The organism is Halobacillus karajensis, from assembly GCF_900108515.1.
Classification (GTDB): domain Bacteria; phylum Bacillota; class Bacilli; order Bacillales; family Halobacillaceae; genus Halobacillus; species Halobacillus karajensis.
This window is the reverse complement of the sequence record NZ_FNWW01000001.1, coordinates 88,317-113,167: the sequence shown is the minus strand read 5'-3', so window position 1 is coordinate 113,167 and position 24,851 is coordinate 88,317. Positions and strand designations below refer to the sequence as shown.

The following is a 24,851-nucleotide window of genomic DNA, read 5'->3' as shown; positions in this document are numbered from 1 at the left end:
TCTTGTTTTGGAAGTAAAAACAAGCAGATCTCCTGTATAGAACAAGGGGTCTGCCGAAACTCGTTTGTTATATGAGAATGTCATTTAATTGGTTGATGAGATAAGTGGGTTGGATGCCGATTTCTGGCCATTTTTGTTTTTTTCGGTTGACCCAGGCGGTATGAAAACCATAGGATGCCGCTCCAGTAATGTCCCAAGGGTTGCTGGAAAAGAAGAGAATTTCATCTTTGTTAACTTTCAGCGTTTTATGGGCGTATTGATAAGCCTTTGGGTGTGGCTTGTAAATATTAATGTCGTTAGCACTTAGCAGGTCGAAGTCTTTTGTCAGCCGGTTGTTTGCGAGAAGTGGATCAAGCATGGCACGCGTGCCATTAGAGAAAATGGTAAAGGTTTTGTCCGTATGGTTTTCTTTTAGAAGTGGTACTTCATCAAAAGGGAGAAGTTGTGTGTACTCGTGCATTAGTTCTTCAACGATATCAAACTCAGCGTCAATATTGTTAATAGCGAGAGCATCAAGAAGCGCCCACCGTGTTATATCATTGAAGGGTTTATATTCCTGAATAAGCTGACGGACGAGAAAATAATGAACCTGTCTGTTTCGCCATTCTTCACTAACAGAAGGGCCTTGGTCAGGGAAGAATTGATGAATTTTTTTCATGACACTGTGAACATCAAATAAGGTTCCGTAAGCGTCGAATACATAGGCTTTATATGACATAGACTAAGACTCCTTTCCTTGGAATAGAATTCCCTTTTGATAGTAAGGATAAACACGGGAGATCGTAAAATGAGGGGAAGTAGAGCTTTGATATATAAGGCCTTCATGCGTTCACAAAAAGTTCATGACTCATGACTGCGCTTTCCTTTCTCTATCATCCAGAATTCATGATATGATTTACTTAGGAAGCTTAGAATCCCATAATGATTATAGAGAGAAAGGGTAAGACGATGAAGAAATTTTCCATACTAACTACGTTTGTCACGTTTCTTGCATTAATTCTCGGAAATCTTGTTGTGGCGACAAATTCAGGAGATGCATGCGGAACGACGTGGCCGGTCTGTAATGGTCATGTGATCCCGGACTTTACAGATTATCACGTATTAATAGAGTATTCTCACCGTTTGATGGTTCCACTGCTTGTATTTCTTACTGCTATTAATGCGGTTGGTGCCATCTATAAATACCGTAAACAAAAATCTGTATTTGTTTTAGCTGTCCTAAGTCTAGTTTTACTTATCTTACAGTCCATGATCGGCGGGCTGAATGTGCTGCTGGGTACACCTCCAGGATTCACCACGTTCGATGTTACCTTCAGTCAATTGCTGTTGATTGTACTAGTCTTGTTAAGTTACAGCTTGCATGAAAAGAAAATCGAACTGAATCGGACGAGCTGGGAATCTGTTTCGATGAGTTACCGTGCTTTTTTAATTGGCTACATGGCCTATGTAGCCCAAGTGATTCTTGGGGCATTTTTCAAGCACAGCCGAGCAAGTAATGTCATGATGGACATTCCAGCCATGGAATATTTAATTACCAGTGAATCCGTGGCTAATGCTGTTTACTCCTTGCACTGGGTAGCAACATTCGTTGTTATTGTTGCAGCGATATGGTTTGTTATTTATGCATCGAGGTTCAACTATCACATTTTGCTGTCATGGTTGTATTTAATTTCGCTTCTGCTTAATGCAGTGGTTGGCTTTATCATCGTTGTGACAGGGAATGTTGTTCTTGCTTCCTCCATGCACATGCTTATTTCCACCGTAACCATGGTAATTGGGGCATGTATTCTAGGTGGATACTGGTTCAAACTCCAAAAGAAAACATTGAACGCCTAAAACAAAGCTGCCTATGATGGCAGCTTTTGTTTTAGGTTTGTATGGAAATTTTTGTATGGCCTGGTGTGGAAATATCCGCCACACCAGGTCATACAAAAAATACCAATTTAAAAGGAGAAAAGGAGCTGCCCAACGGGCGGCTCCTTTTTAGTTGAATAGTTGTTTGATTTCTTCTTCACTGAGGGACGTAAGCATGGACTCTCCTGGTTGAATGATTTGATCGACGAGATCACGTTTCTTTTGTTGTAGTTGATAAATCCGTTCTTCAATCGTTCCTTCTGAAATCATTCGGATAACCTGGACGACTTTTTCCTGACCAATGCGATGGGCACGTCCGGCCGCCTGTTCTTCAATCGCAGGGTTCCACCACAAATCATAAAGAATTACAGTATCAGCCCCTGTTAAGTTCAAACCGGTTCCTCCTGCTTTTAAGGAAATGAAAAAGGCATCTTTTTCACCTTTGTTGAACGCTTCGACCATTTCCATCCGCTTCTCTGATTTTGTACGGCCATCCAAGTAGAAGGAGTCCAGGCCTTCTTTAGTGAGTTCATCGTGCATCAGAGTAAGCATACTGGAGAATTGAGAGAAAATCAGTAGGCGATGCCCACTGTCTTTTAATTCTCTCGTTAATTCTTTCAATTGCTCCAGTTTTCCGGATGCCCCCTCGTAATTTTCCAAAAATAAGGAAGGGTGACAACAAATTTGCCGTAATCTTGTAAGGCCGGCAAGGATTTCGAGTTTGCCTCGCTGGATGCCTTTGGTTGCGATTGTCTCCTGAATATCGTCCTGAATCCGTTCCAAGTAGGCGAGGTAAACTTCCTTCTGTTCCCGAGTGAGTTCGGAATATTGGACGGTGTCAATCTTATCCGGCAATTCATCCAATACCTCTGTTTTCATTCGACGCAAAATGAATGGGCGTGTCATTAATGAAATTTTCTCTGGCTTCAATTGGAAGAACTTTTTCTTACTTGTGAAAAATCCCGGCATGATCGTACGGAAAAGGGACCAAAGTTCCTGTAGGGAATTTTCAATGGGCGTCCCGCTCAAGGCAAAGCGATGACGTGCTTGGATTGATCTTACAGATACAGCAGTCTTAGTCGTTTCGTTTTTAATCGCCTGAGATTCGTCAAGGATCATGGCGTGAAATTTTTGGTCTTCGTAGGCAGAAATGTCCTGCCTTAATAAAGGGTAAGACGTGATCCAAATATCTTTTTCAGGTGCCTCAGCGAGGGCCTTTTTTCTTGCTGCCGGATCGCCTGTCAAAATCTGTACAGATAACTGTGGGGCGAATTTTTCCAGTTCTTTTTTCCAATTGTAGACGAGAGACGCTGGCGTGATGATCATGGCTGGGTTTGTCATCGACCCTTTTACCTTTTCATCTAACAGGTAAGTAATGGTTTGAATCGTCTTCCCCAATCCCATGTCATCCGCAAGTACTCCTCCTAATCCGTAATGGCTGAGCATTTTCATCCATCGAAACCCTGTGAGCTGATAGGGGCGTAGGTCCGCCTGCAATGCAGCAGGGGGCTCAATCTCAAAGGACTGTGGGGATTTAAGTCGGTCCACAAGTTCCTGGAAGAGCTGGTTTCTTTCCGCTTCCTCAGGCTGCAAGGCATCCTCAACTTGTAAACTGCGTGCTGTGGATACTTGAATATGACTTTCCTCTAAATCTTTCGTATTCAAGTCGAGATCATCGACAAGCTTTTGGAAGCGCTCGAAAGAATCTGAAGTAAGAGCCATAAGCGCACCGTCTGATAACCGGTAATACTTCTTACGTTCAATGACTGCTTTCAATGCTTCTGTGACATCATGATCGCTAATGCCATCAATTGTGAAATTAATATCCAGCCAGCCGCCGTCGCTTTCAAGCTGGACCGATGTCTGAAGTTCATGATGTGAATCTTCGAGTAGAGAACGTACGGATGAGGAAAGGTAAACCTCACTATATTCCTTAAGCTTGGGTAAATATTGATAAAGGAATAGATCGAGCTGGTCTTCATCTTCAATGTAGACCATTTCACCGTCGAACTTGAATTCAGCCGCTTCGATGACTTGCATAATCTGCTGTTCTGTTTGCCTGTCTCTACGAACTATCGTTTGATTGCTGAGCGGCTGCTCATTGAATGGATCGATCGTCAAATCTCCGTAATGAAATTTCACCTCAACGGTTAATGTCCAATGGTTAAAATTTAAATAGGTTTCAGCAACTAATGGTTCTTGGATAATTTTTTCCTGAGCTGACCGGTCCAGCTGAATATGAGCGATGGTTTCTAATTCAGGCAGGACATAGGAAACGATCCCTTCCATGTCGTTCTGGCTGACGGTATGGTTCCCGTTAGAATTGTAGGGAAGAATGGTGTAGAGCGTTCGCATGACCTCTTCTTTGTCAGGTTCAATCGGATGAAACGTTCCCTGTTTATATAAAAGGTGGTAGTCAGCCAAGTAATCGTAGTCTTTTAAATGGTTCATGTGCATATGAAAATGTCCACGCTCTTCTGACACGTAGAAGGACAGGTGTGGGAATTCCTCAAAACGTATAACGCCCATGTTTTCTCCACGATCGATGACTTCTGCCTGTTGTTCTTCCAACAAAGGAAGCAATTGAGTCACTAGAGCTGGCGAAACTTTAAGTACTTTCGGTTCTGCTGAGTTCCATTGCTGTTCATAAAATTGTTCTTGTTCATATGCCCGCTGCAACAGTCTGAGAATTTTTTTGTCTAGTTCGGAAAAAGTGTGTTCAGACGGGTCATAAGTAAACTTTTTAGTAATCCGGTATGATTGTTCTTTACGTATATAGTCAAGCAAGTCGCGAATATTTTTTATGACATAGGGATAATCTTCGCCCAGTTTCAATTCGATACCCAGGCTCTTGGATCCTAGAATAGACTGAAGGTGTAGATAGTATTGAATTTGAAGAGGTTTCTTCAAATCCTGGGCCCCACGATTTTCCTGGCGTTGTCTGAACGCTTCAAACAAGCTGACGGCAAACATCCGATCCTGGCTGTTGACACTGGTTTGTGACTTCCTGCCTTTTTCTGCCAATTTTGGCGCAAGATCCTCTAACGTTCTTTCCCTGATGGCAATTAAAACAGCTGCAATATGTTTGCACGTGTAATACGTCGAATAGGCGGCACATTCACACGTCGCTTCCACATCCTCGTCCTCAAAAAAGAAAACACGGACTTCATAGTCGTGGGTACCTGCGACTACAGCCCGCCAAGAGCGTATGGCACTATTATGAGAAAGGCCATACACTTTCCCTCTTTCAAAATACTGTTTACCACGAGTGTAGAAAGTCTGGCCGGTAATTTTCTTAATATCGTTCGGTTGTAATAAGTAACTCTGCATAACTGGCATCCTTACTATCAGTTTTTATCCCTATTATAACAGGTTTGGAAACTTAGGGAGAATGAGAGGAATTGAAAATAATTGTCAGACCAGGTCATCCAGATTCTGGATGACCTGGTCTGACAATTATTTCCTTGTAACTTTTGTATATAGCTTATTGTGATTGATTTTAATGGTAGGTTATGCTAACTTTCAAAGTATAATAAAAAAATCGACGAAGGCGCTTAAAAGTGTGAGCGCTTTTTTTATGGAGTGAATCTGCCGATGTAAAACGTATATCCTACCCAACCTAAAATATAGAAATTCTGAAAAAACGGAGGATATCACGATGAGTCAAATCCAAGAAGAAATGAAAAAACGCCGGACGTTTGCTATTATCTCCCACCCGGACGCCGGAAAAACAACAATGACCGAGAAAATGCTTTTGTTCGGTAATCTAATCCGCTCAGCGGGTACCGTTAAAGGGAAAAAATCAGGAAAGTTTGCAACCTCGGACTGGATGGAAATTGAGAAACAGCGGGGAATTTCTGTTACGTCCAGTGTGATGAATTTTCCATATAAAGATTACCAGGTAAATATCCTTGATACACCTGGTCACGAGGACTTCAGTGAAGATACGTACCGGACACTGACGGCTGTTGACAGTGTTGTCATGGTTATCGATGGAACAAAAGGAATTGAGGCACAAACGCTTAAACTATTTAAAGTCTGTAAAATGCGCGGCATTCCAATTTTTACGTTTATTAACAAGATGGACCGCGAAGGACGCGAACCGTTCGAGTTGATGGAGGAAATTGAAGAAACGCTTAATATTGAGACCTATCCAATGACATGGCCGGCAGGGATGGGGAAACGTTTCCTCGGTGTGTTCGACCGTCATAATGAGCAATTTGTACAATACACAGGAAACGAAGAGGAAGAATATATCCCTTATAGTGAACTCGATCAGCACCCTGAGTTGACTGAAAATGTGACCTTCCAGGAAGCAGAAGAAGAGATGGAACTTGTTGCAGAAGCCGGGGACCACTTTGATATGGAAAAAGTGTTGCGTGGTGATCAGACGCCTGTCTTCTTCGGAAGTGCCCTCGCTCCGTTTGGAGTGGAGACGTTTTTCAATTCCTTCATTGATATGGCGCCTGAACCAGCGCCGAGAAAATCGACAGAAGGCGTGGTTTCTCCAGATCATGAAGAATTCTCCGGTTTTATCTTTAAAATCCAGGCGAATATGAATCCACAGCACCGTGACCGGATCGCCTTTGTCCGCATATGTTCTGGTAAATTTGAACGTGGCATGAACGTAACTTTGTCACGAACAGGAAAAGCGTTCAAGCTGGCTCAGTCGCAACAATTTGTCGCTTCCTCCCGCGGTACAGTAGAAGAAGGGTATGCCGGAGATATTATTGGTATATACGATCCGAATGTCTACCGCATTGGCGATACGATTGTGACTGGGAAATCGAAGTTTGAGTATGATGAACTTCCGCAATTCCCGCCGGAACTCTTTAAAAAAGTAACAGCAAAGAATGTTATGAAAGCAAAACAGTTCCGCAAAGGACTGGAGCAGCTCGTTCAGGAAGGTGCCATTCAGTTGTTTAAACGTTACCGGTTCGAAGATTACATCATCGGAGCTGTCGGAGAACTTCAATATGAAGTGTTTGAATATCGAATGAAGAACGAATACAATGTTGATATCGAACTGACACCATTAGGAGAACGGATCCCACGTTGGCTAAAAGAAGATCAGGTGGATGAATCCTTATTTGATGAGCGAAATATGCTTGCAGAAGACAGAGAAGGCAACCCGCTTGTCCTCTTCAAGAATGACTTCTCTCTAAGATGGTTCCAAGATAAGAACCCAGACATCCAATTAGTAGATCTATTTGAAGTAAACGAATACAATCAAACACTAGAATAAGCATCCTCTCAGAAAGCACTCTGTACACAAACAGAGTGCTTTCTTGTTTGTGGTATGGAATAAATTGGGTGACCTGGTGTGGAGATTCCTTCCGTACCAGGTCACCCAGTTATTTACAAATAAGTTCAAACGCGAATGTTTGTTCGTTAGATGTTAGAATGGTAAACTGTTGTGGTAAACTAAAAAGTACGAGTATAGACAAGAACGGAGGTTTTCGTCGTGGAGGGTAAGTTTGAATTAGTTTCACAGTATTCACCTCAAGGAGATCAGCCGCGAGCGATTGAAGAACTTGTTCAAGGAATTGAACGGGGCGAGAAACACCAAACGCTGCTTGGTGCTACAGGTACAGGAAAGACATTTACGATGTCTAATGTGATTGAGCAGGTTAACAAGCCTACTTTAATCATTGCCCATAATAAGACATTGGCAGGGCAGTTGTATAGTGAGTTCAAAGAGTTTTTCCCGAATAATGCTGTCGAATATTTTGTCAGTTACTATGATTATTACCAGCCTGAAGCTTATGTCCCTTCATCAGATACGTTTATAGAAAAAGATGCAAGCATCAATGATGAGATTGATAAATTACGGCACTCCGCTACTTCTGCTTTATTCGAGCGGAATGATGTCATCATCGTAGCGAGTGTATCTTGTATTTATGGTCTAGGTTCTCCCGACGAATACCGCAGTCAAGTTCTTTCGATAAGGGCAGGTATGGAAAAAGATCGGGATGAACTTTTGAGAAACCTTGTCGACATTCAATATGCAAGAAATGATATAGACTTCCAGCGTGGAACGTTTCGGGTTAGAGGCGACTCTGTAGAGATCATCCCTGCTTCAAGAGAAGAACACGCGATGCGAGTGGAATTTTTTGGAGATGAAATTGATCGCATCCGTGAAGTGGATGTACTGACAGGAGAAGTGATCGGCGACCGTGAACATGTCGCTATCTTTCCGGCCTCCCACTTCGTAACGCGTGAAGAAAAGTTGAAAAAAGCCATTAAGAATATAGAAAAAGAATTAGAAGGACGCCTCAAAGAGTTGCGCGATCAGGATAAACTGTTGGAAGCTCAACGTTTGGAGCAAAGGACAAACTATGACATTGAAATGATGAACGAGATGGGCTTTTGCTCTGGAATTGAAAACTATTCAAGACACTTGACTTTCAGGGAAGAAGGAGCAACTCCCTATACATTGCTTGATTATTTTCCTGAGGATTTTCTCATAATGGTGGATGAATCCCACGTTACTCTCCCGCAAGTAAGAGGGATGTATAACGGGGACAAGGCGCGGAAGCAAGTCCTGGTGGATCACGGTTTCCGATTACCTTCGGCGCTTGATAACCGGCCTCTTATGTTCCCGGAATTCGAAGATCATATCAATCAAATTGCGTATGTATCAGCGACTCCCGGACCTTATGAAATCGAACATACACCAAAAATGATTGAACAAATCATCCGTCCTACAGGGCTATTGGATCCGGAAATTGACGTTCGTCCAATTCATGGTCAAATTGATGACCTCATTGGAGAAATTAACAAGCGCAAAGACCGTAATGAACGTGTGCTTGTGACAACTTTGACGAAGAAGATGTCTGAGGATCTAACTGATTATTTGAAGGAGCTGGGAATAAAGGTTGCTTATTTGCACTCGGAAATAAAAACCTTGGAGCGAATTGAGATTATTCGTGATTTACGTGTTGGCAAATATGATGTCCTTATTGGAATTAACTTACTTCGAGAGGGCTTGGACATTCCTGAAGTTTCCCTTGTGACTATTTTGGATGCTGATAAAGAAGGCTTTTTACGTTCCGACCGTTCCCTTATTCAAACGATTGGACGAGCCGCACGGAACGAAAATGGCCGGGTGATTATGTATGCCGATAAAATTACAAAATCGATGCAGTTTGCCATCGATGAAACTTATCGCCGGCGTGAAAAACAAATCGCTTATAACGATGAACATGGCATTACGCCAAAAACGATCAATAAAGAAGTACGCGATGTTATTAAGGCAACGAATGTTGCAGAGGATGAAGCCAGTTACGAGACAGGCAAGAAACCTTCAGAAATGACGAAGAAAGAACGACAGGAAATGATCGATAATTTGGAAACAGAAATGAAACAAGCCGCACGCGATCTCGACTTCGAACGTGCTGCCGAACTGCGTGATGTGCTGTTGGAATTAAAAGCGGAGGGATGAGAAGAGTATGGCCAGTAAACATATTAGTATTAAAGGAGCCCGCGCTCACAACTTGAAAAATATCGATATCGATATCCCTAAAAACAAGCTGGTCGTGATGACCGGCCTGTCCGGATCAGGGAAATCGTCCTTAGCCTTCGATACCATATACGCGGAAGGTCAGCGTCGTTATGTTGAATCACTTAGTGCCTATGCCCGGCAATTTTTAGGGCAGATGGATAAACCAGATGTCGACTCCATCGAAGGTCTATCACCAGCCATTTCAATTGACCAGAAAACGACGAGTCGAAATCCACGTTCTACGGTCGGGACCGTCACCGAAATCTATGATTATCTGCGCCTTTTATTTGCCCGTATTGGTCGTCCGACATGTCCAAAGCACGGTGTGGAAATTAGTTCACAGACGGTGCAGCAAATGGTGGATCGCGTGATGGAATATCCAGAGCGGACTAAACTGCAAATTCTTGCTCCTGTTGTCTCAGGACGAAAAGGAGAACATGTGAAAATCTTTGAGCAGCTGCAAAAAGAAGGATACATCCGTTTGCGTGTAGACGGGGAAATGCGCGAAATTTCCGAGGAAATAAATTTAGATAAGAATAAAAAACACTCGATAGAAGTCGTTATTGACCGGATTGTAGTCAAAGATGGAGTGGAAGGTCGACTTTCTGACTCCATTGAGACTGCCCTTAAGCTTGGAGGCGGCCATACACTTGTTGATGTAATAGGTGAAGAAGAGCTCATGTTCAGTGAACACCATGCCTGCCCAATTTGCGGCTTCTCTGTTAGTGAGTTGGAACCACGCATGTTTTCATTCAACAGCCCGTTCGGTGCCTGTGACCGTTGTGATGGGTTAGGCACCCAATTGGAAGTGGATCTCGACCTTGTCATACCAGACCGGAGTCGTACGCTCAATGAACATGCGATAGCTCCATGGGAACCACAAAGCTCTCAGTATTATCCACAGCTCTTAAAAAGTGTAGCGAGCCATTATGGCATTGACATGGACAAACCATTCAACGAATTGTCCGAAGAGCATAAAGAAAAAATTCTGTATGGCAGCGGTGATGAAAAAATTCATTTTCGCTACGAAAATGATTTTGGTAAAGTACGGGAAAACGATATCTTCTTTGAAGGGGTCCTTCCAAATATCGCCCGTCGTTATAGAGAAACGAGTTCTGATTATATTCGTGAACAGATGGAAAAATATATGGCTCAAAAGCCTTGTCCAAAATGTAAAGGAAACCGCCTGAACGAAGAAGCTCTTGCCGTGCTGATTAACGGGAAGCATATTGGACTTACCACAGATTTTTCTGTGATAGAAGCGAAAGAGTTCTTTGAGTCTCTGGAACTAACGGAAAAAGAGGAGACAATCGCCCGCATGATTCTTAAGGAAATCTGCGAGCGGTTAAGCTTCTTAGCAAATGTAGGTTTAGATTATCTTACGCTTTCTCGTTCAGCAGGTACGTTATCAGGTGGAGAAGCGCAGCGTATTCGTCTTGCGACTCAAATCGGTTCCGCCCTCACTGGTGTCCTTTATGTACTGGATGAGCCCTCCATCGGTCTCCACCAGCGTGACAATGATCGATTAATTCATACACTTAAACGGATGCGTGACTTGGATAACACATTGATTGTTGTAGAACATGATGAAGACACCATGCTAGCTGCCGATTATCTCATTGATATCGGACCAGGGGCCGGTGCTCACGGGGGTGATATCGTCACTCAAGGTACACCGAAACAGGTGATGAAAAGCCGTAAGTCGTTGACAGGTCAATATCTGTCAGGGAAAAAATTCATTCCTCTTCCAACTGAACGGAGAAAGCCGGATGGACGCTTTTTGAAGGTGAAAGGTGCGGAAGAGAACAACTTGAAAAAGGTGAATGCTGACATTCCCTTAGGTTTATTTACCGCTGTTACAGGAGTATCCGGTTCTGGTAAAAGTACATTAATTAATGAAATCTTGTATAAATCCTTATCCATGAAACTTCATAACGGAAAACAAAAGCCTGGCAAGCACAAGACCATTGAAGGAATGGACCAGTTAGATAAAGTGATCGATATTAACCAGTCACCAATCGGCCGTACCCCTCGGTCTAATCCGGCAACTTATACAGGAGTTTTTGATGATATTCGAGATGTTTTTGCCCAGACAAATGAAGCAAAAATCAGAGGTTATAAAAAAGGCCGCTTCAGCTTCAACGTTAAAGGTGGGCGCTGTGAAGCCTGCCGGGGGGACGGGATCATTAAAATTGAAATGCATTTCCTTCCAGATGTCTATGTACCATGTGAAGTGTGTGATGGGAAACGATATAACCGGGAAACCCTTGAAGTGAAGTATAAAGGCAAAAGTATTGCTGATGTTTTAGGCATGACAATTGAAGAAGCCTTGGATTTCTTTGCCAATATTCCAAAGATCAAACGTAAACTCCAGACAGTGGCCGACGTCGGTCTTGAGTACATTAAACTTGGACAGCCAGCAACGACCCTCTCTGGTGGAGAAGCCCAACGTGTGAAACTCGCAAGTGAACTTCACCGCAGATCCAACGGTAAATCCTTTTATATATTGGATGAGCCGACAACAGGTCTTCACGTGGATGATATTTCACGACTGTTAAAAGTACTGCAAAGGTTAGTGGAAAACGGAGACTCTGTTCTGATCATTGAACATAACCTTGACGTGATCAAAGAAGCGGACCATATTATTGACCTTGGGCCTGAGGGTGGAGAGAACGGTGGAAGAATTATTGCCAGTGGAACACCTGAGCACGTTGCCGAGCAAGAAATTTCTTATACAGGCCGCTATTTGAAACCTATTTTAGAGCGGGACCGCAGACGGATGGAAGAGAAATTAAATGCCCGTGAAACAGTCAGCCAAAAGTAGATGTTTTGACGCTTGTTTATAAATTGAGTATCGTTAAACAAGAATCGTTTGACGGGAGGAATACATGTGGAAGCTATTCAGCAGAAAGTTGTACAGGATAAAATCGATCAACTATCAGATAAAGAAGTATATGTCCATTTAGAGACAACGAACGGAGCTTATGCCAGTCACTTTGATGAAAGTGCTTATAATGTAGGGGCATTTATCCGTAATGCCAAAGTTAAATATCAACATGGCAAAATTGTCAGTACCGGCGGTTCCTACCGTGTTGGTCTGAAGCTTGATCTTGGATGGGTGTATGCAGAAGGTGTGACAGATTTTGAAATTGATGAAAAAAATCGACTGCTTATGGCAGGGCATGACCGTGAGGGGCGCCTGATGGTTGCTTTGGAAATCAGTGAAACACCATTTTCATATGAGGCTGATCCGGATGAGTAAGGAAAAAGTAGTCGTGATTTTCCCGCATCCAGATGATGAATCATTTGGTGCATCTGGGACAATCTCAAAGTTTCGTGATGAAGGGGTGCCCGTCACTTATTTGTGCGGGACTCTTGGTGAAATGGGGCGAAATATGGGGAACCCTGTGTTTGCGAATCGGGAAACTCTTTCCACTTTCCGGAAAAAAGAGCTGGAGGAGGCTGCTAATCAGCTAGATATAGAGGTGGAAATGCTTGGATACCAAGATAAAACCTTAGAGTTTGAACCTCGGGATCTAGTGGCAAAGCACTTGAAAGAGCGTTTGGAAGCTTTAGAAGCTACGATTGTCATCACACACTATCCAGGGTATGCGGTCCACCCGGACCATGATGCTCTGGGTGCTGCTGTAGTGGATGCAGTCAGACAAATGGATGAGAGTCGACGCCCGGAAGTTTGGATGCATGCGATTTCGAATCATTCCAAGCAAGATCTTGGCGAACCGGAAATCATTTATGATGTACGGCCGTACTGGAAGCGGAAATTGGCTGCCATTAAGGCCCATTTGTCTCAAGCAGATGGGATGATGAATCTGATCGAAAATCATGAACAGACTTCAGAACAGCTGGAACGTTTAAAAACCGAACGTTTTTACCGCTATACTTTTTCATAATTTTAAACACCTGGGAAAGGCAATTGACTTGTTTTTCCAGGTGTTTTTAGTTTTTGAATCTTTTATATAGGGAATAACGTAAAAGGGGATATAAAGGAGCTGATACTCATGAATGAAGAACGTATGAAAATCTTGCGAATGATCGAAGAAGGGACCATTTCTGCTGAAGAAGGAGCCAACCTCCTCAGTGCAGTAGATGAATCGTCAAAAAAGGATTCAGCGCAGACCCAACAAGAAAAGAATAGATATGGAATTAGAAGCTTCTTAGGTGATGCTATGGAAAAAATTAAAAATGCAGATTTTGATTTATCCTTCGGTGAATATGTTGAATACCATGATGAAACCATATTTTATCAAGAATCTTTCAATGATGTCGATCTGTCTATTTCCAATGGTTCTGTAAAGATACACACCTGGGGAAAAGACGAAGTAAAAGCTTCCTATGGGGTGAAAGTGTATCAAGTGGAGAATGAGGAAGAAGCAAAAGAGAGATTTCAGGAAGAGGTTCAAATTGCCATAAAAAATGGAGTCTTCCGTCTAGCGAGTCCATCAAAGAAACTAAAAATAAATGTAGAATTGTTTCTTCCTGAGAAAATATATGCCTTTATTAAGTCACAATTAACAAATGGTAAGCTAAACATAGAAAATATCGAGAGTGATCACTTCCAACTGAAAACATCCAATGGACCGGTGTATGGGGAACGTGTTTCCGGGAAGACATGTAAAATCCAGACAGGGAATGGAGAGATTGAGTTGAAAGGCAGCCGGTTTGATGATTGTGAAGCAGATACCATTAATGGAGCTATAAAGATTACCGGGGATGTGGGTAAGATCGATGCTTCTGCCGTGAGTGGGGCCATTACGATTGACCACAAGGGAAAAGGTGCTCACACAGGGTTTTATAAGACAACAACAGGCCGTATTCAGGTTTCCCTTCCGTCCGAGAAAAGAATAGATGGAGTGTTAAAAACAAAAATTGGTTATGTTTCTTGTGAATTAGAGAATTATAAAATATTGAAAGACAAAAAAGATGTAATAAATAAAATGTTGGAGTTCGAAGCGTACGAACAATTTGAAGAGGCATATCATATAGAGGCAGAGACGAAAACAGGATCTGTAACCCTTCAACCACCTGTTAAGCTCTGATTAAAGATTACTGGTAAAGGAAGGTGGAAGTTTTGAAAAATTGGTTGATTCATATCGTTGTTAACGCGGTAGCCATTATTGCAGTTGGCGCACTCTTTTCTTCCGTAGAAATTGACGGTGTTGGTGGTGCGTTGCTGGCTGCACTGATTTTGTCCATACTAAATGCTATCGTAAGGCCAGTACTGGTAATCTTGACACTGCCGATTACTATCCTATCACTTGGTCTATTTCTCTTTATCATTAATGCTTTAACCTTATGGTTGACCGACCTGTTTCTAGGGAGAACCTTTGAAATTGATGGATTCGGGATGACCATTGTAGCTGCCATTATCATATCTCTTATTAATCTAATATTGAATAGCTTAATTAAGGATATGAAAAAATAAGACCCCGTACCGTATGATTCCCTCATACGGTATTTTTTGTTGATTAAACTCTGCGTAAAATGGCTGATCCTGAAAAAACGGTTCGCATGTTCGGACTGGCCATACACTAAATTACATTTTCGTTTCTTTTCTCTCACCTCCTTTCTTCATCCCAAGCATCTTAGGCATCGGTACTCTGGACCATTTAGAAAAGGTGCGGAGAAATATATACCTATCCAAGATTTCACGAAAACGTGCTACAATAGGGGACAGTGATTGATGAAAGAGGAGGTTAATGGACAATGAGCAAGGTCCGTACACAAGATTTGTTAGAGCAATTTGCACTTGAACTCGTTGCCGGTGTTGACGGCGTCCACCGTGAAATACATATGAGTGATATTTCTAGACCTGGTGTAGAAATGACGGGATACTTCAAGTTTTATCCGAAAGATCGCTTGCAATTATTAGGGAAAACAGAACTTTCTTACTTTAATGAACTGACAAAAGAACAGCGGAAAGAACGTGCAGAAAAGCTTTGTACGGATGTGACACCTGGGATCGTTATTACGCGGGGAATGGATATACCAGAAGAGCTTCGTACTGCAGCTAATGAAGCTGGTGTACCGCTTATGTTGTCGCCTTATAAAACGACAAGAGTCATCAGTCGTCTCACAAACTATTTGGAATCCAAGTTTGCTCCTTTCACAGCCATCCATGGTGTTCTCGTCGACATTTATGGAATCGGTGTCTTGATTACAGGGCAAAGTGGTGTCGGTAAAAGTGAAACAGCGTTGGAGTTAGTGAAACGCGGTCATCGCCTTGTTGCTGATGATAGTGTAGAAATTCGCCAGGAGGACTATGATACATTGATCGGAAATAGTCCACCTTTAATCGAGCATTTATTGGAAATTCGGGGACTGGGCATTATTAATGTCATGACATTATTTGGAGCAGGGGCGGTAAGAAGCTATAAGCGGATAACACTCGTCATAAACCTTGAATTATGGGATAAAAACAAACAGTATGATCGTCTGGGGTTAGAAGAAGAAACAATGAAGATTATGGATGTACAAGTTCCGAAAGCGACGATCCCTGTTAGACCCGGTCGTAACCTTGCTGTCATAATCGAAGTTGCTGCAATGAACTTCCGACTGAAGCGGATGGGTGTAAATGCGGCAGAGGAATTTTCTGAGCGTTTGACTAAAGTTATTGATCAGGATCAAAACCAAGGGTAAGGGAGGAAACCATAATGACTTGTACACCTGAACCGTTGAATCCGGTTTTCCTCCAATTAGGTCCAATCTCCATATACTGGTATGGCCTAATTATTGCAACTGGTGCCTTTTTAGGACTATGGATTGCAACGAGAGAAACCGAGCGCCTAGGCTTAAAAAAAGATTATATGGTGGACATTGTTGTTTTTGCCATTCCTGCTGCGATTGTATGTGCAAGGCTTTACTATGTCATTTTTGAATGGGATCGCTATGCCGGTGGGCCGTGGTGGAAAGTTTTCGCTGTATGGGAAGGCGGTATTGCCATTCATGGTGCGTTAATTGGATCAGTATTGACGGCTTATCTTTATACAAAAATAAAAGGACTTTCGTTCTGGAGAATGGCAGATATAGCAGCCCCTAGTATTATTGTCGGTCAGGCGATCGGACGCTGGGGCAACTTTATGAATCAGGAAGCCCATGGAGGACCTGTCTCTGAATCCTTTTATAATCACTTTATGCAGTACTTGCCTGGGTTCATCAATCAACAGATGTGTATTGATGGAACCATCTATCACCCGACATTCTTATATGAATCCGTTTGGAATATCATTGGATTTGTTCTTTTACTCGCTTTGCGTCACAAGTTCAACCCACGGCGTGGTGAAGTGTTCTTAAGTTATGTGATATGGTATTCTGTCGGTCGTTTCTTCATAGAGGGAATGCGTACGGATAGTCTGTATTTATTCGGAGAAATCCGGACAGCGCAGTTTATTTCCATTTTGCTCGTTATTGGGGCCATTGTTTTGATAACTTTCCGCCGAAAGAGTGGGATGGCTGATAAATATTATAACGGAAAGAATGTAAAATAAGGGAGCAGGGTAACATGAAGGGCATTTTACAACGTGGTAGTAAAAAAGGGGTGGAGCTGACGTGGACGCTTGGGAAAGTCATTTTTCCTGTTACGTTAATAGTTACCATTCTGCAATATACACCGGTTCTGCCTTGGGTGATGGAAAAGCTGGAACCCTTGATGGGGTGGATCGGATTATCCGGTGAGGCTGCTGTTCCCCTTGTACTTGGTAATTTCTTAAACCTTTATGCTGGGATTGCAGCCATTATCTCGTTTGAATTCACGGTCAAAGAAGTTTTCATTATGGCCGTGATGATGTCATTTTCTCATAATTTGATAATTGAATCGACCGTAGCTAAAAAGGTAGGGGTGAGCTGGTGGATTGTGGTGGGGGTTCGACTTGGTCTCGCCTTTTTTTCTGCTGCTCTTATCAACCTTTTTTGGAAAGGTGGCAGTGAGGTTGCTAAGTATGGCCTGGCCCCTGAAAAGTCAGCAGACCCCAGTGGTTGGAGCGAAATCATTCTACAAGGATTGCAGACGGCCATTATGGGCATCCTGCAGCTCGCGTTGATTGTTATTCCACTCATGATTTTCATGCAGTACCTGCGTGAAAAAGGGTGGTTGGACCGTTTTTCTGCCTGGGTCGCACCGGCTACAAAGTTTCTTGGAATGGAACGGAATACCTCTATGACCCTTGTGGCTGGGTTAACGATCGGATTAGCTTATGGGGCTGGCTTAATGATTCAAGCTGTGGAAGAAGACGGAGTGTCGAGAAAGGATATGTATTTAGCCATCCTTTTCCTGGTATCCTGCCACGCAGTAGTAGAAGACACACTGGTATTTATTCCTCTTGGCATTCCTGTTTGGCCATTATTGGTGATCCGTTTATTAACAGCGATTGTTTTGACGGCTGCGGTCGGTTTTGTTTGGAACAGACTACAACAGAAAAGAAAGGATCCTTCCAATGAGCATACGTACCATTCTGTTTGATTTAGATGGAACTTTAATCGATACCAATGAGTTGATCATTGCTTCTTTCACACATACGATAGAACAATATTCAGACCGCCCTTATGAGCGGGAAGAAATTCTGGATTTTATTGGTCCCCCTTTGAAAGAGAGTTTACAAAAAATTAATCCCGCTCGTGTAGAAGAAATGGTCGAGACCTATCGAAAGCATAATATTGAAAATCACAATCATTTTGTCAAAGCCTATGAAGGTGTTGTGGAGACCATCGAATCTTTGAAAGCAGAGGGATACAAGCTTGGAATTGTCACAACCAAAATGCGAAACACAGTTCAAATGGGGTTAGAGTTAACAAAATTGGATGATCTTTTTGAAACAGTTATTACATTGGATGATGTTAACAATGCGAAACCTCATCCTGAACCAATCGTGAAGGCTTTGAATAACCTGGATGCTCAGGCTTCTGAAGCGTTGATGGTCGGTGATAATACCCATGATATTGAAGCGGGACAAAATGCTGGAACGAAAACGGCAGGTGTAGCATGGACCATTAAAGGGAGAAAAATTTTGGACGACTTGAACCCGGATTACATGCTTACGAACATGCGTGACCTATTAAAAATAACAGGAGGATGACATTATGAGGAAAACGGAACGGTACCCGGTCAAAGGTGCTAACTCTCTTTGGCATATTTATAAGACGGTCCCGTTTTTCAAAGTGGTCAAAAATTTTGTTATCATTCAACTTGCCCGGTATACCCCTTTTCTTGGAATGAAAAATTGGTTGTACCGGACATTCCTTCATATGAAAGTGGGAGATCAGACAGCTTTTGCTCTGATGGTCATGGTAGATATTATGTTTCCGGAAAAAATAAAAGTGGGGCGAAATACAGTGATTGGATATAATACGACGATTCTCGCCCATGAGTATTTGATTGAGGAGTACCGACTTGGAGATGTTCATATTGGGGATGAAGTGCTGGTTGGTGCGAATACCACCATACTCCCTGGTGTGACGGTAGGGAACAGGGCTGTAATATCTGCAGGTACACTCGTTCATAAAAACGTTCCGGAAGGTTCATTTGTCGGGGGCAACCCCATGCAGCTGATCTATACGAAGGAGCAAATGGAAGAACGCAAAAGAAACGAGGGAGAAGGATGACTCTTACACAGTCCGTTCTACCTGCAGTAAAAAAGATTAAGGAATTTGAAGCCCTTTTACAAAGTAACACGGATTATATTATTCTTTTGGAAAGTCGTCTCGGGCTCTTAAGAAAGCTGGTAAGAGTCGGACAGAAAGCCGGTAAGAAAGTTTTCGTCCATGTCGATTTAATCCAAGGGTTAAAGGCTGATGATTATGGAATGGAGTACATTGGTCAGGAAGTTAAGCCTGACGGCGTCATATCAACTAGAGCTCATGTCATTCAGCAAGCGAAAAAGTACCACATTCTTTCTGTGCAGCGACTATTTTTAATAGACAGCCAGGCCATTGAGCATAATGTGAAAATCATCCAAAAAACAGCCCCTGATTTCGTAGAAGTTTTACCAGGGATTTTACCGGGAATGATAAAAGAAATCAGGGAACGTATAGGAGTTCCTGTTATAGCCGGTGGGTTGATCCGTAATTATGATGAAGTTGAACAGGCCTTGGCATCGGGGGCTTCTGCAGTCTCTACTTCGCGTTCTGATTTATGGCGTTTTACCAACAAGAATACATAACATCACCTTTCGTGAATGAGACTGACGAATCCACACAATGATTAGGGGAGACTAATAATTGTGTGGTTTTTTGTACGCCTATTGTGGTACACAGAAAGGAGGGTAAATCATGAATGAATTCATGGGTGAGTTAATTGGAACAATGATCTTAATTATATTCGGGGGCGGGGTTATTGCTGGTTCCAACTTGAAAGCGACAAAAGCAGAAGGGAACTGGGTGTTGATTACAATTGCCTGGGGGCTTGCGGTAGCGATGGGTGTCTATGCCGTAGGGCAAGTGACAGGTGCCCATATTAACCCGGCTGTGACTCTTGGCTTAGCAACTGTCGGAGATTTCCCATGGGACAAAGTACCGATGTATATAACAGCTCAAATGGCCGGCGCTTTTATTGGGGCTGTTATCGTGTTCTTCCATTATTTACCTCACTGGAAGGATACCGAAGACCAGTTGGCTATCAAATCGATTTTCTGTACAGATCCGGCTATTAGAAGCCCTATCTCCAACCTGGTCAGTGAAATTATTGGTACTTTTTTGTTGGTCATGGGCATCCTTTTCATAGGAGCCAATGATTTTACTGATGGATTGAACCCGCTGATTGTAGGTTTGCTCATTGTGGCGATTGGTATGTCACTCGGTTCAACAACCGGGTATGCGATCAACCCGGCTCGGGATTTAGGGCCGCGTCTGGCTCATGCTTTTTTACCGATCCCCGGTAAGGGAGGCTCCGATTGGGGTTATTCTTGGATTCCTGTTCTCGGACCGGTGATTGGAGGGATGTATGGAGGTTTATTTTATCAAGCCATTTTTGAAGGTGATACGAACAAATGGTTCTGGATGGGGACCGGTGTTATAATAATTATTTTCCTTTCATCCATGCGGGTGGAATTAAAGAAAGTACATCAACCTGAAAGAGGAGTGGAATAATGGGGAATTATATTTTATCAATTGACCAGGGGACGACAAGTTCACGAGCGATCTTATTTAATCATGAAGGAGAAATTATAGAAACAGCTCAGAAGGAATTTGAACAGTATTTTCCTAAGCCGGGCTGGGTTGAACATGATGCGAATGAAATTTGGACGTCTGTTCTAGCTTGTATTGCTGACGTACTTAGAAAATCAGATGTTGAGGCAGACCAGATTGAAGGAATTGGGATTACGAACCAACGTGAAACGACTGTGGTTTGGGACAAAAATACAGGGAAACCGATTCATAAAGCCATAGTATGGCAGTCCCGTCAAACCCAAGGGATTTGTAATGAATTAAAAGACCAGGGACTTGAAAAGACTTTCCGTGATAAAACAGGACTGTTGTTAGATCCTTATTTCGCAGGTACAAAAGTCAAGTGGATCCTTGATCATGTTGACGGTGCAAGGGAAAAAGCAGAAAATGGGGACCTTATGTTCGGGACAATTGATACATGGCTTGTGTACAAGCTTTCTGGTAAAAAAGCACACGTGACAGATTATTCGAATGCGTCCCGAACATTAATGTATAATATTTTTGATTTGAAATGGGACGATGAGCTCCTTGAGATCTTAGATGTTCCGAAAGATATGCTGCCAGAGGTGAAACCATCTTCTGAAATATATGCGAAAACGGTGGATTATCACTTTTTCGGGAAAGAAGTTCCAATTGCAGGTATAGCCGGCGATCAGCAGGCAGCTCTATTTGGTCAAGCTTGTTTTGAAAAGGGAATGGGTAAAAACACCTATGGTACAGGAGGTTTTATGCTGTTAAATACAGGTGAAGAAGCGGTCAAATCTGAAAATGGACTATTGACCACACTCGCCTGGGGTGTTGACGGAAAAGTAGAATACGCTCTGGAAGGAAGCATCTTTGTTTCGGGTTCGGCTATCCAATGGCTCCGTGACGGCTTGAAAATGGTTGAATCTTCACCGGAAAGTGAAGAAATTGCCGGCCAGGTGACATCAACAGAGGGTGTTTATGTTGTTCCCGCATTTGTAGGCCTAGGTACGCCCTATTGGGACAGTGAAGCGCGTGGTGCGGTGTTCGGTTTAACACGTGGCACAACAAAGGCTCATTTTGTAAGAGCAACACTGGAGTCTCTTGCCTATCAGACGAAAGATGTGGTCGATGCGATGATCGAGGATTCTGGAATTGAAGTGAAGAAGCTTCGTGTCGATGGAGGTGCTGTGAAAAATAATCTGCTCATGCAGTTTCAGAGTGATTTGTTGGATGTCACGGTTGAACGCCCTCAAGTCAATGAAACGACAGCGCTTGGGGCTGCTTATCTTGCTGGTCTTGCTGTTGGTTTCTGGAAAGACCGTAAGGAAATCGCGAGCCAGTGGAGAGTGGAACGCGAATTTGAACCTAGTATGAAAGAAGAGAAAAGTAAGAAACTATATAAAGGATGGCAAAAAGCTGTGGAAGCAACAAGGGTATTTAAAGAAGAATAATCCTTTGAAAACATCTCCCTCTCTGATATAATAGAAGCACAAGTTAATGGAAACGGTCGGAGATACGGAGAGACCACGGAGCTTTATGCAATCTGCATAAGGGTTTTCGTGGTCTCTTTTTTTATTTCACAAATGCAGTCGAGGGTACAAATGAAAAGATTCAACCGTGTCTGGGTAATCTTACACATAATCTTCGCTCAAAAAGGGAATACCCGTATCAGACCATAAATATGAAGACAACGGAAGAAGGAGAGATCGTATGCTATCATTTTCTAGTTATGAAAGAGAAAACCAGTTTAACCGCTTAGCTCAGGAAGAATGGGATGTCCTTGTCATTGGCGGGGGGATTACCGGCTCAGGAATCGCTCTAGATGCTGCAAGCCGTGGTATGAAAACAGCGGTTGTTGAAATGCAGGACTACGCTACAGGAACATCCAGTCGATCTACAAAGCTTGTGCATGGTGGCTTAAGATATTTGAAACAATTTGAAGTTAAAATGGTCGCAGAAGTTGGGAAAGAGCGTGAGATTGTTTATGAGAATGGTCCACACGTTACGACGCCAGAATGGATGTTGCTTCCATTCCATGAAGGTGGAAACTTTGGCCCATTCTCCACAAATATTGGCCTTCGGGTCTATGATTATCTTGCAGGGGTGAAAAAGTCCGAGCGCAGAACGATGATGAGTGCGGAGGAAGCCCTGAAGCGCGAGCCTCTTATTAAAAAAGAGGGACTAAAAGGTGCTGGATATTATGTGGAATACAAGACAGATGATGCCCGTTTAACATTGGAAGTTATGAAAAAAGCGGTGGAGTATGGCGCTTGTTCAGCCAACTATGCCAAAGTTGTAGACTTCATCTATGATGAGAACGGATCGATCGTTGGGGCAAAAGTTGAAGACACAATTACGGGTGAGCAATATCATGTTAAAGCGAAAAAAATTATCAATGCAGGCGGACCATGGGTAGATGAGCTTCGTGAAATTGATGGCTCAAAAAAAGGAAAGACTTTGCATTTGACGAAAGGTGTTCACCTTGTCTTTGATCAATCCGTCTTCCCATTAAAACAGGCGATTTATTTTGACAGCCCGGACGGCCGGATGATTTTCGCTATTCCTAGAGGTGGAAAAACCTATGTGGGGACGACAGATACGACCTATGATCAGGAAATTGCTCATCCAACAATGACAAAAGAAGATCGTGATTACATTCTTGATGCAATGAAGACGATGTTCCCATCTGTGGATGTCACACCAGATGATGTGGAATCCAGTTGGGCAGGCTTGCGTCCATTGATTCATGAAGAAGGAAAAGATCCTTCTGAGATCTCCCGTAAAGATGAAATCTTTGTCTCTGACTCTGGCCTCATTTCCATGGCTGGAGGGAAGCTTACTGGTTACCGAAAAATGGCCCAGACAGCTGTCAACCTTGTCCGTGATCAGTTGATGGAAGAGTTCGGTATACGCTATTCTGATTCCGAGACGAAGAAGATGCCGATTTCCGGCGGTGATGTTGGTGGTTCCAAAGGCTTCAAGAAATTCAAGGAAGAACGTCTTCAAATTGGAGAATCCCTGGGACTCAGCGAAGAAGAAGCGGACAAGTTGATCCAGCTTTATGGCTCTAATGTCGATACAGTCTTTAACCATTATAAAGACCGTAAAGAAGAAGCAGGTGAAGAAGGGATTGACCCTGTTGTATTCGCCCAACTCACTTATGCTCTTGAAGAGGAAATGACGTATAAACCTGTGGACTTTTTCGTACGCAGAACAGCCGCTCTCTTCTTTAACATTCAATGGGTAAGGGAGCATAAAACAGCGGTGATTGAATACATGGCTAAAACTCTTAACTATAATGAACAGCAAAAGCAAGAATACACAGAGCAGCTTAATCAATTATTAGAAGAAGCGGTTACTCCGATTGAATATGTTTAAAGAGGAAAGACTCCCCGAACTGTGGGGAGTCTTTTTTTTGGAACTTTTTTCTTCCTTAATTCGTAAAGGATAGAAAAGGAGGAGTACGATGACAATGGTTCAACAAATGATCTACGAGGATGCAAGACGTCAATTAATGGCGGGCGCATTTTTTTCAATGACTTCATTCATTTTTATTGTGGGTCTGATATTTTATAGATCCGGCAGTTTTTTAATTGCACTAGTATATAGTTTTATTTTTTCGATTACAGGGATAGCATTATTGAAAGCCGGATATAACGATTTACAAAAATCTAAAAAGGTAGAGGGGAACTTTTATTCCGATCATACCTTATCAACGATCAAGAAAGTACCTGCTCGAATGTATATGGGTCGAACAACCATCCAATCCTTTCAGTCCGGATTGTTTGCTATGGATGGGACATCTTACGGTGAAATTGCAGAAGATGTAGAAGCCAAACAAAAACCTTTTTACAAGTTAGCTGGTTTATTCTCTTATGATCAATTAAGGCCTGCTGTCTTCACCTATACCAACGAAGGTCATGAACCATTATACCGGGTGGAAAAGAAAGGCGGCTTTAAGTGGAGAGGTTATGTTCAAAATTCAAATGGGCAATATGTGGCTTACACAAAAGAATCGAAAGAAAAGGCGACAAAACAGCGAATAACGAGTTATGTTGAATCGGGTGGATGCCGGTGGAGTGCCAAGGGGGACGAATACATTGGTCATTTCACCATTAAGGATCAGGAAGGAAAGGTTTGGGCAGTTATTAAAAGAGGAGTGATTCCCCGTGAAGCTGCTGATCTTTTTGAACGTATGCCTGGATACTTAGTGGAATGGAAGGTTCGTGAAAATATCCCTTCCTCTCTTGTCGCCTTCCTCTTTTTATTACACTCCAGAGCGAGATAGATTCTTATATGAAACCGACATGTATGCAGCACTTTCACAATAGTGAAGGTGTTTTTTCGTCTA

Annotated in this window: 20 protein-coding genes; 18 read left to right on the top strand and 2 right to left on the bottom strand. The window is 42.7% G+C overall.

From position 1 onward, the window contains the following. Positions 1-67 precede the first annotated feature (67 nt). Positions 68-718: a haloacid dehalogenase type II gene (locus BLW54_RS00570; RefSeq protein WP_074732966.1), complete on the bottom strand. Its 651-nt coding sequence runs from the start codon at positions 716-718 to the stop codon at positions 68-70. 230 nt (positions 719-948) lie between these two features. Here BLW54_RS00570 and BLW54_RS00565 point away from each other — a divergent pair, with 230 nt between their 5' ends. Further along, positions 949-1,836 (top strand): COX15/CtaA family protein, encoded by an 888-nt coding sequence (locus BLW54_RS00565; RefSeq protein ID WP_035507589.1) that lies wholly within the window; start codon positions 949-951, stop codon positions 1,834-1,836. Positions 1,837-1,983: 147 nt separating this feature from the next. Here the strand turns inward: BLW54_RS00565 and BLW54_RS00560 are convergent, their stop codons facing one another. After that, entirely contained in the window at positions 1,984-5,184 is a 3,201-nt protein-coding gene (locus tag BLW54_RS00560) for a DEAD/DEAH box helicase (protein WP_074732965.1), read from the bottom strand. A 328-nt stretch (positions 5,185-5,512) separates the two neighbouring features. Here BLW54_RS00560 and BLW54_RS00555 point away from each other — a divergent pair, with 328 nt between their 5' ends. From BLW54_RS00555 to BLW54_RS00475, 17 genes are all read left to right on the top strand, one after another. Then, a complete protein-coding gene (locus BLW54_RS00555; protein ID WP_035506102.1) occupies positions 5,513-7,099 on the top strand; it encodes a peptide chain release factor 3 in 1,587 nt (528 codons plus the stop codon). Positions 7,100-7,318: 219 nt separating this feature from the next. Next, a complete protein-coding gene (gene uvrB / locus BLW54_RS00550; protein ID WP_035506100.1) occupies positions 7,319-9,298 on the top strand; it encodes an excinuclease ABC subunit UvrB in 1,980 nt (659 codons plus the stop codon). Between the two features lie 7 nt (positions 9,299-9,305). After that, entirely contained in the window at positions 9,306-12,182 is a 2,877-nt protein-coding gene (gene uvrA / locus BLW54_RS00545; RefSeq protein WP_035506099.1) for an excinuclease ABC subunit UvrA, read from the top strand. Between the two features lie 66 nt (positions 12,183-12,248). Further along, the gene (locus BLW54_RS00540) at positions 12,249-12,620 is read left to right on the top strand and encodes a YojF family protein (protein ID WP_035506097.1); all 372 of its coding nucleotides are present in this window, start codon (positions 12,249-12,251) and stop codon (positions 12,618-12,620) included. Continuing rightward, positions 12,613-13,269 carry a bacillithiol biosynthesis deacetylase BshB2 gene (bshB2, locus tag BLW54_RS00535; RefSeq protein WP_035506096.1) on the top strand — a complete coding sequence of 219 codons (657 nt, stop codon included), beginning with the start codon at positions 12,613-12,615 and terminating at the stop codon, positions 13,267-13,269. The genes BLW54_RS00540 and bshB2 overlap by 8 nt, the downstream gene beginning before the upstream one ends. A gap of 108 nt (positions 13,270-13,377) precedes the next feature. Next, positions 13,378-14,415, top strand: a complete 1,038-nt coding sequence (locus BLW54_RS00530) for a DUF4097 family beta strand repeat-containing protein (RefSeq protein ID WP_035506094.1) — start codon at positions 13,378-13,380, stop codon at positions 14,413-14,415. A gap of 32 nt (positions 14,416-14,447) precedes the next feature. After that, complete coding sequence (locus BLW54_RS00525) at positions 14,448-14,801, top strand: phage holin family protein (RefSeq protein WP_081866989.1); 354 nt, start codon at positions 14,448-14,450, stop codon at positions 14,799-14,801. A gap of 281 nt (positions 14,802-15,082) precedes the next feature. Further along, on the top strand, positions 15,083-16,015 hold the full coding sequence (gene hprK, locus BLW54_RS00520; protein ID WP_035506091.1) for an HPr(Ser) kinase/phosphatase: 933 nt from the start codon (positions 15,083-15,085) through the stop codon (positions 16,013-16,015). 14 nt (positions 16,016-16,029) lie between these two features. Then, positions 16,030-16,863 carry a prolipoprotein diacylglyceryl transferase gene (lgt, locus tag BLW54_RS00515; protein WP_074732964.1) on the top strand — a complete coding sequence of 278 codons (834 nt, stop codon included), beginning with the start codon at positions 16,030-16,032 and terminating at the stop codon, positions 16,861-16,863. A gap of 14 nt (positions 16,864-16,877) precedes the next feature. Further along, entirely contained in the window at positions 16,878-17,834 is a 957-nt protein-coding gene (locus BLW54_RS00510) for a nucleoside recognition domain-containing protein (protein ID WP_074732963.1), read from the top strand. Then, positions 17,809-18,447, top strand: coding sequence for a pyrophosphatase PpaX (ppaX, locus tag BLW54_RS00505; RefSeq protein WP_074732962.1), 639 nt, complete (start codon positions 17,809-17,811; stop codon positions 18,445-18,447). The genes BLW54_RS00510 and ppaX overlap by 26 nt, the downstream gene beginning before the upstream one ends. 4 nt (positions 18,448-18,451) lie before the next feature. Continuing rightward, positions 18,452-18,973 (top strand): acyltransferase, encoded by a 522-nt coding sequence (locus BLW54_RS00500; RefSeq protein ID WP_035506086.1) that lies wholly within the window; start codon positions 18,452-18,454, stop codon positions 18,971-18,973. Next, positions 18,970-19,530, top strand: coding sequence for a glycerol-3-phosphate responsive antiterminator (locus BLW54_RS00495; protein WP_074732961.1), 561 nt, complete (start codon positions 18,970-18,972; stop codon positions 19,528-19,530). Before BLW54_RS00500 ends, BLW54_RS00495 begins: the two co-directional genes overlap by 4 nt. Before the next feature lie 109 nt (positions 19,531-19,639). After that, the gene (locus BLW54_RS00490; RefSeq protein WP_035506083.1) at positions 19,640-20,455 is read left to right on the top strand and encodes an MIP/aquaporin family protein; all 816 of its coding nucleotides are present in this window, start codon (positions 19,640-19,642) and stop codon (positions 20,453-20,455) included. Further along, the gene (gene glpK, locus BLW54_RS00485; RefSeq protein WP_035506081.1) at positions 20,455-21,951 is read left to right on the top strand and encodes a glycerol kinase GlpK; all 1,497 of its coding nucleotides are present in this window, start codon (positions 20,455-20,457) and stop codon (positions 21,949-21,951) included. Before BLW54_RS00490 ends, glpK begins: the two co-directional genes overlap by 1 nt. A 259-nt stretch (positions 21,952-22,210) precedes the next feature. Then, positions 22,211-23,878, top strand: coding sequence for a glycerol-3-phosphate dehydrogenase/oxidase (locus BLW54_RS00480; RefSeq protein ID WP_074732960.1), 1,668 nt, complete (start codon positions 22,211-22,213; stop codon positions 23,876-23,878). A gap of 88 nt (positions 23,879-23,966) precedes the next feature. Next, positions 23,967-24,788, top strand: a complete 822-nt coding sequence (locus BLW54_RS00475) for a hypothetical protein (RefSeq protein ID WP_074732959.1) — start codon at positions 23,967-23,969, stop codon at positions 24,786-24,788. The last annotated feature ends 63 nt before the right edge of the window (positions 24,789-24,851 follow it).

Bases quoted from the DNA above. Each gene is read 5' to 3' on its own strand.
- uvrA (WP_035506099.1), top strand. From the start codon at position 9,306: ATGGCCAGTAAACATATTAGTATTAAAGGAGCCCGCGCTCACAACTTG.
- BLW54_RS00500 (WP_035506086.1), top strand. From the start codon at position 18,452: ATGAGGAAAACGGAACGGTACCCGGTCAAAGGTGCTAACTCTCTTTGG.
- BLW54_RS00510 (WP_074732963.1), top strand. From the start codon at position 16,878: ATGAAGGGCATTTTACAACGTGGTAGTAAAAAAGGGGTGGAGCTGACG.
- BLW54_RS00555 (WP_035506102.1), top strand. From the start codon at position 5,513: ATGAGTCAAATCCAAGAAGAAATGAAAAAACGCCGGACGTTTGCTATT.
- BLW54_RS00490 (WP_035506083.1), top strand. From the start codon at position 19,640: ATGAATGAATTCATGGGTGAGTTAATTGGAACAATGATCTTAATTATA.
- BLW54_RS00495 (WP_074732961.1), top strand. From the start codon at position 18,970: ATGACTCTTACACAGTCCGTTCTACCTGCAGTAAAAAAGATTAAGGAA.
- hprK (WP_035506091.1), top strand. From the start codon at position 15,083: ATGAGCAAGGTCCGTACACAAGATTTGTTAGAGCAATTTGCACTTGAA.
- glpK (WP_035506081.1), top strand. From the start codon at position 20,455: ATGGGGAATTATATTTTATCAATTGACCAGGGGACGACAAGTTCACGA.
- BLW54_RS00560 (WP_074732965.1), bottom strand. From the start codon at position 5,184: ATGCAGAGTTACTTATTACAACCGAACGATATTAAGAAAATTACCGGC.
- BLW54_RS00475 (WP_074732959.1), top strand. From the start codon at position 23,967: ATGACAATGGTTCAACAAATGATCTACGAGGATGCAAGACGTCAATTA.
- lgt (WP_074732964.1), top strand. From the start codon at position 16,030: ATGACTTGTACACCTGAACCGTTGAATCCGGTTTTCCTCCAATTAGGT.
- BLW54_RS00565 (WP_035507589.1), top strand. From the start codon at position 949: ATGAAGAAATTTTCCATACTAACTACGTTTGTCACGTTTCTTGCATTA.
- BLW54_RS00480 (WP_074732960.1), top strand. From the start codon at position 22,211: ATGCTATCATTTTCTAGTTATGAAAGAGAAAACCAGTTTAACCGCTTA.
- BLW54_RS00570 (WP_074732966.1), bottom strand. From the start codon at position 718: ATGTCATATAAAGCCTATGTATTCGACGCTTACGGAACCTTATTTGAT.
- bshB2 (WP_035506096.1), top strand. From the start codon at position 12,613: ATGAGTAAGGAAAAAGTAGTCGTGATTTTCCCGCATCCAGATGATGAA.
- BLW54_RS00530 (WP_035506094.1), top strand. From the start codon at position 13,378: ATGAATGAAGAACGTATGAAAATCTTGCGAATGATCGAAGAAGGGACC.
- ppaX (WP_074732962.1), top strand. From the start codon at position 17,809: ATGAGCATACGTACCATTCTGTTTGATTTAGATGGAACTTTAATCGAT.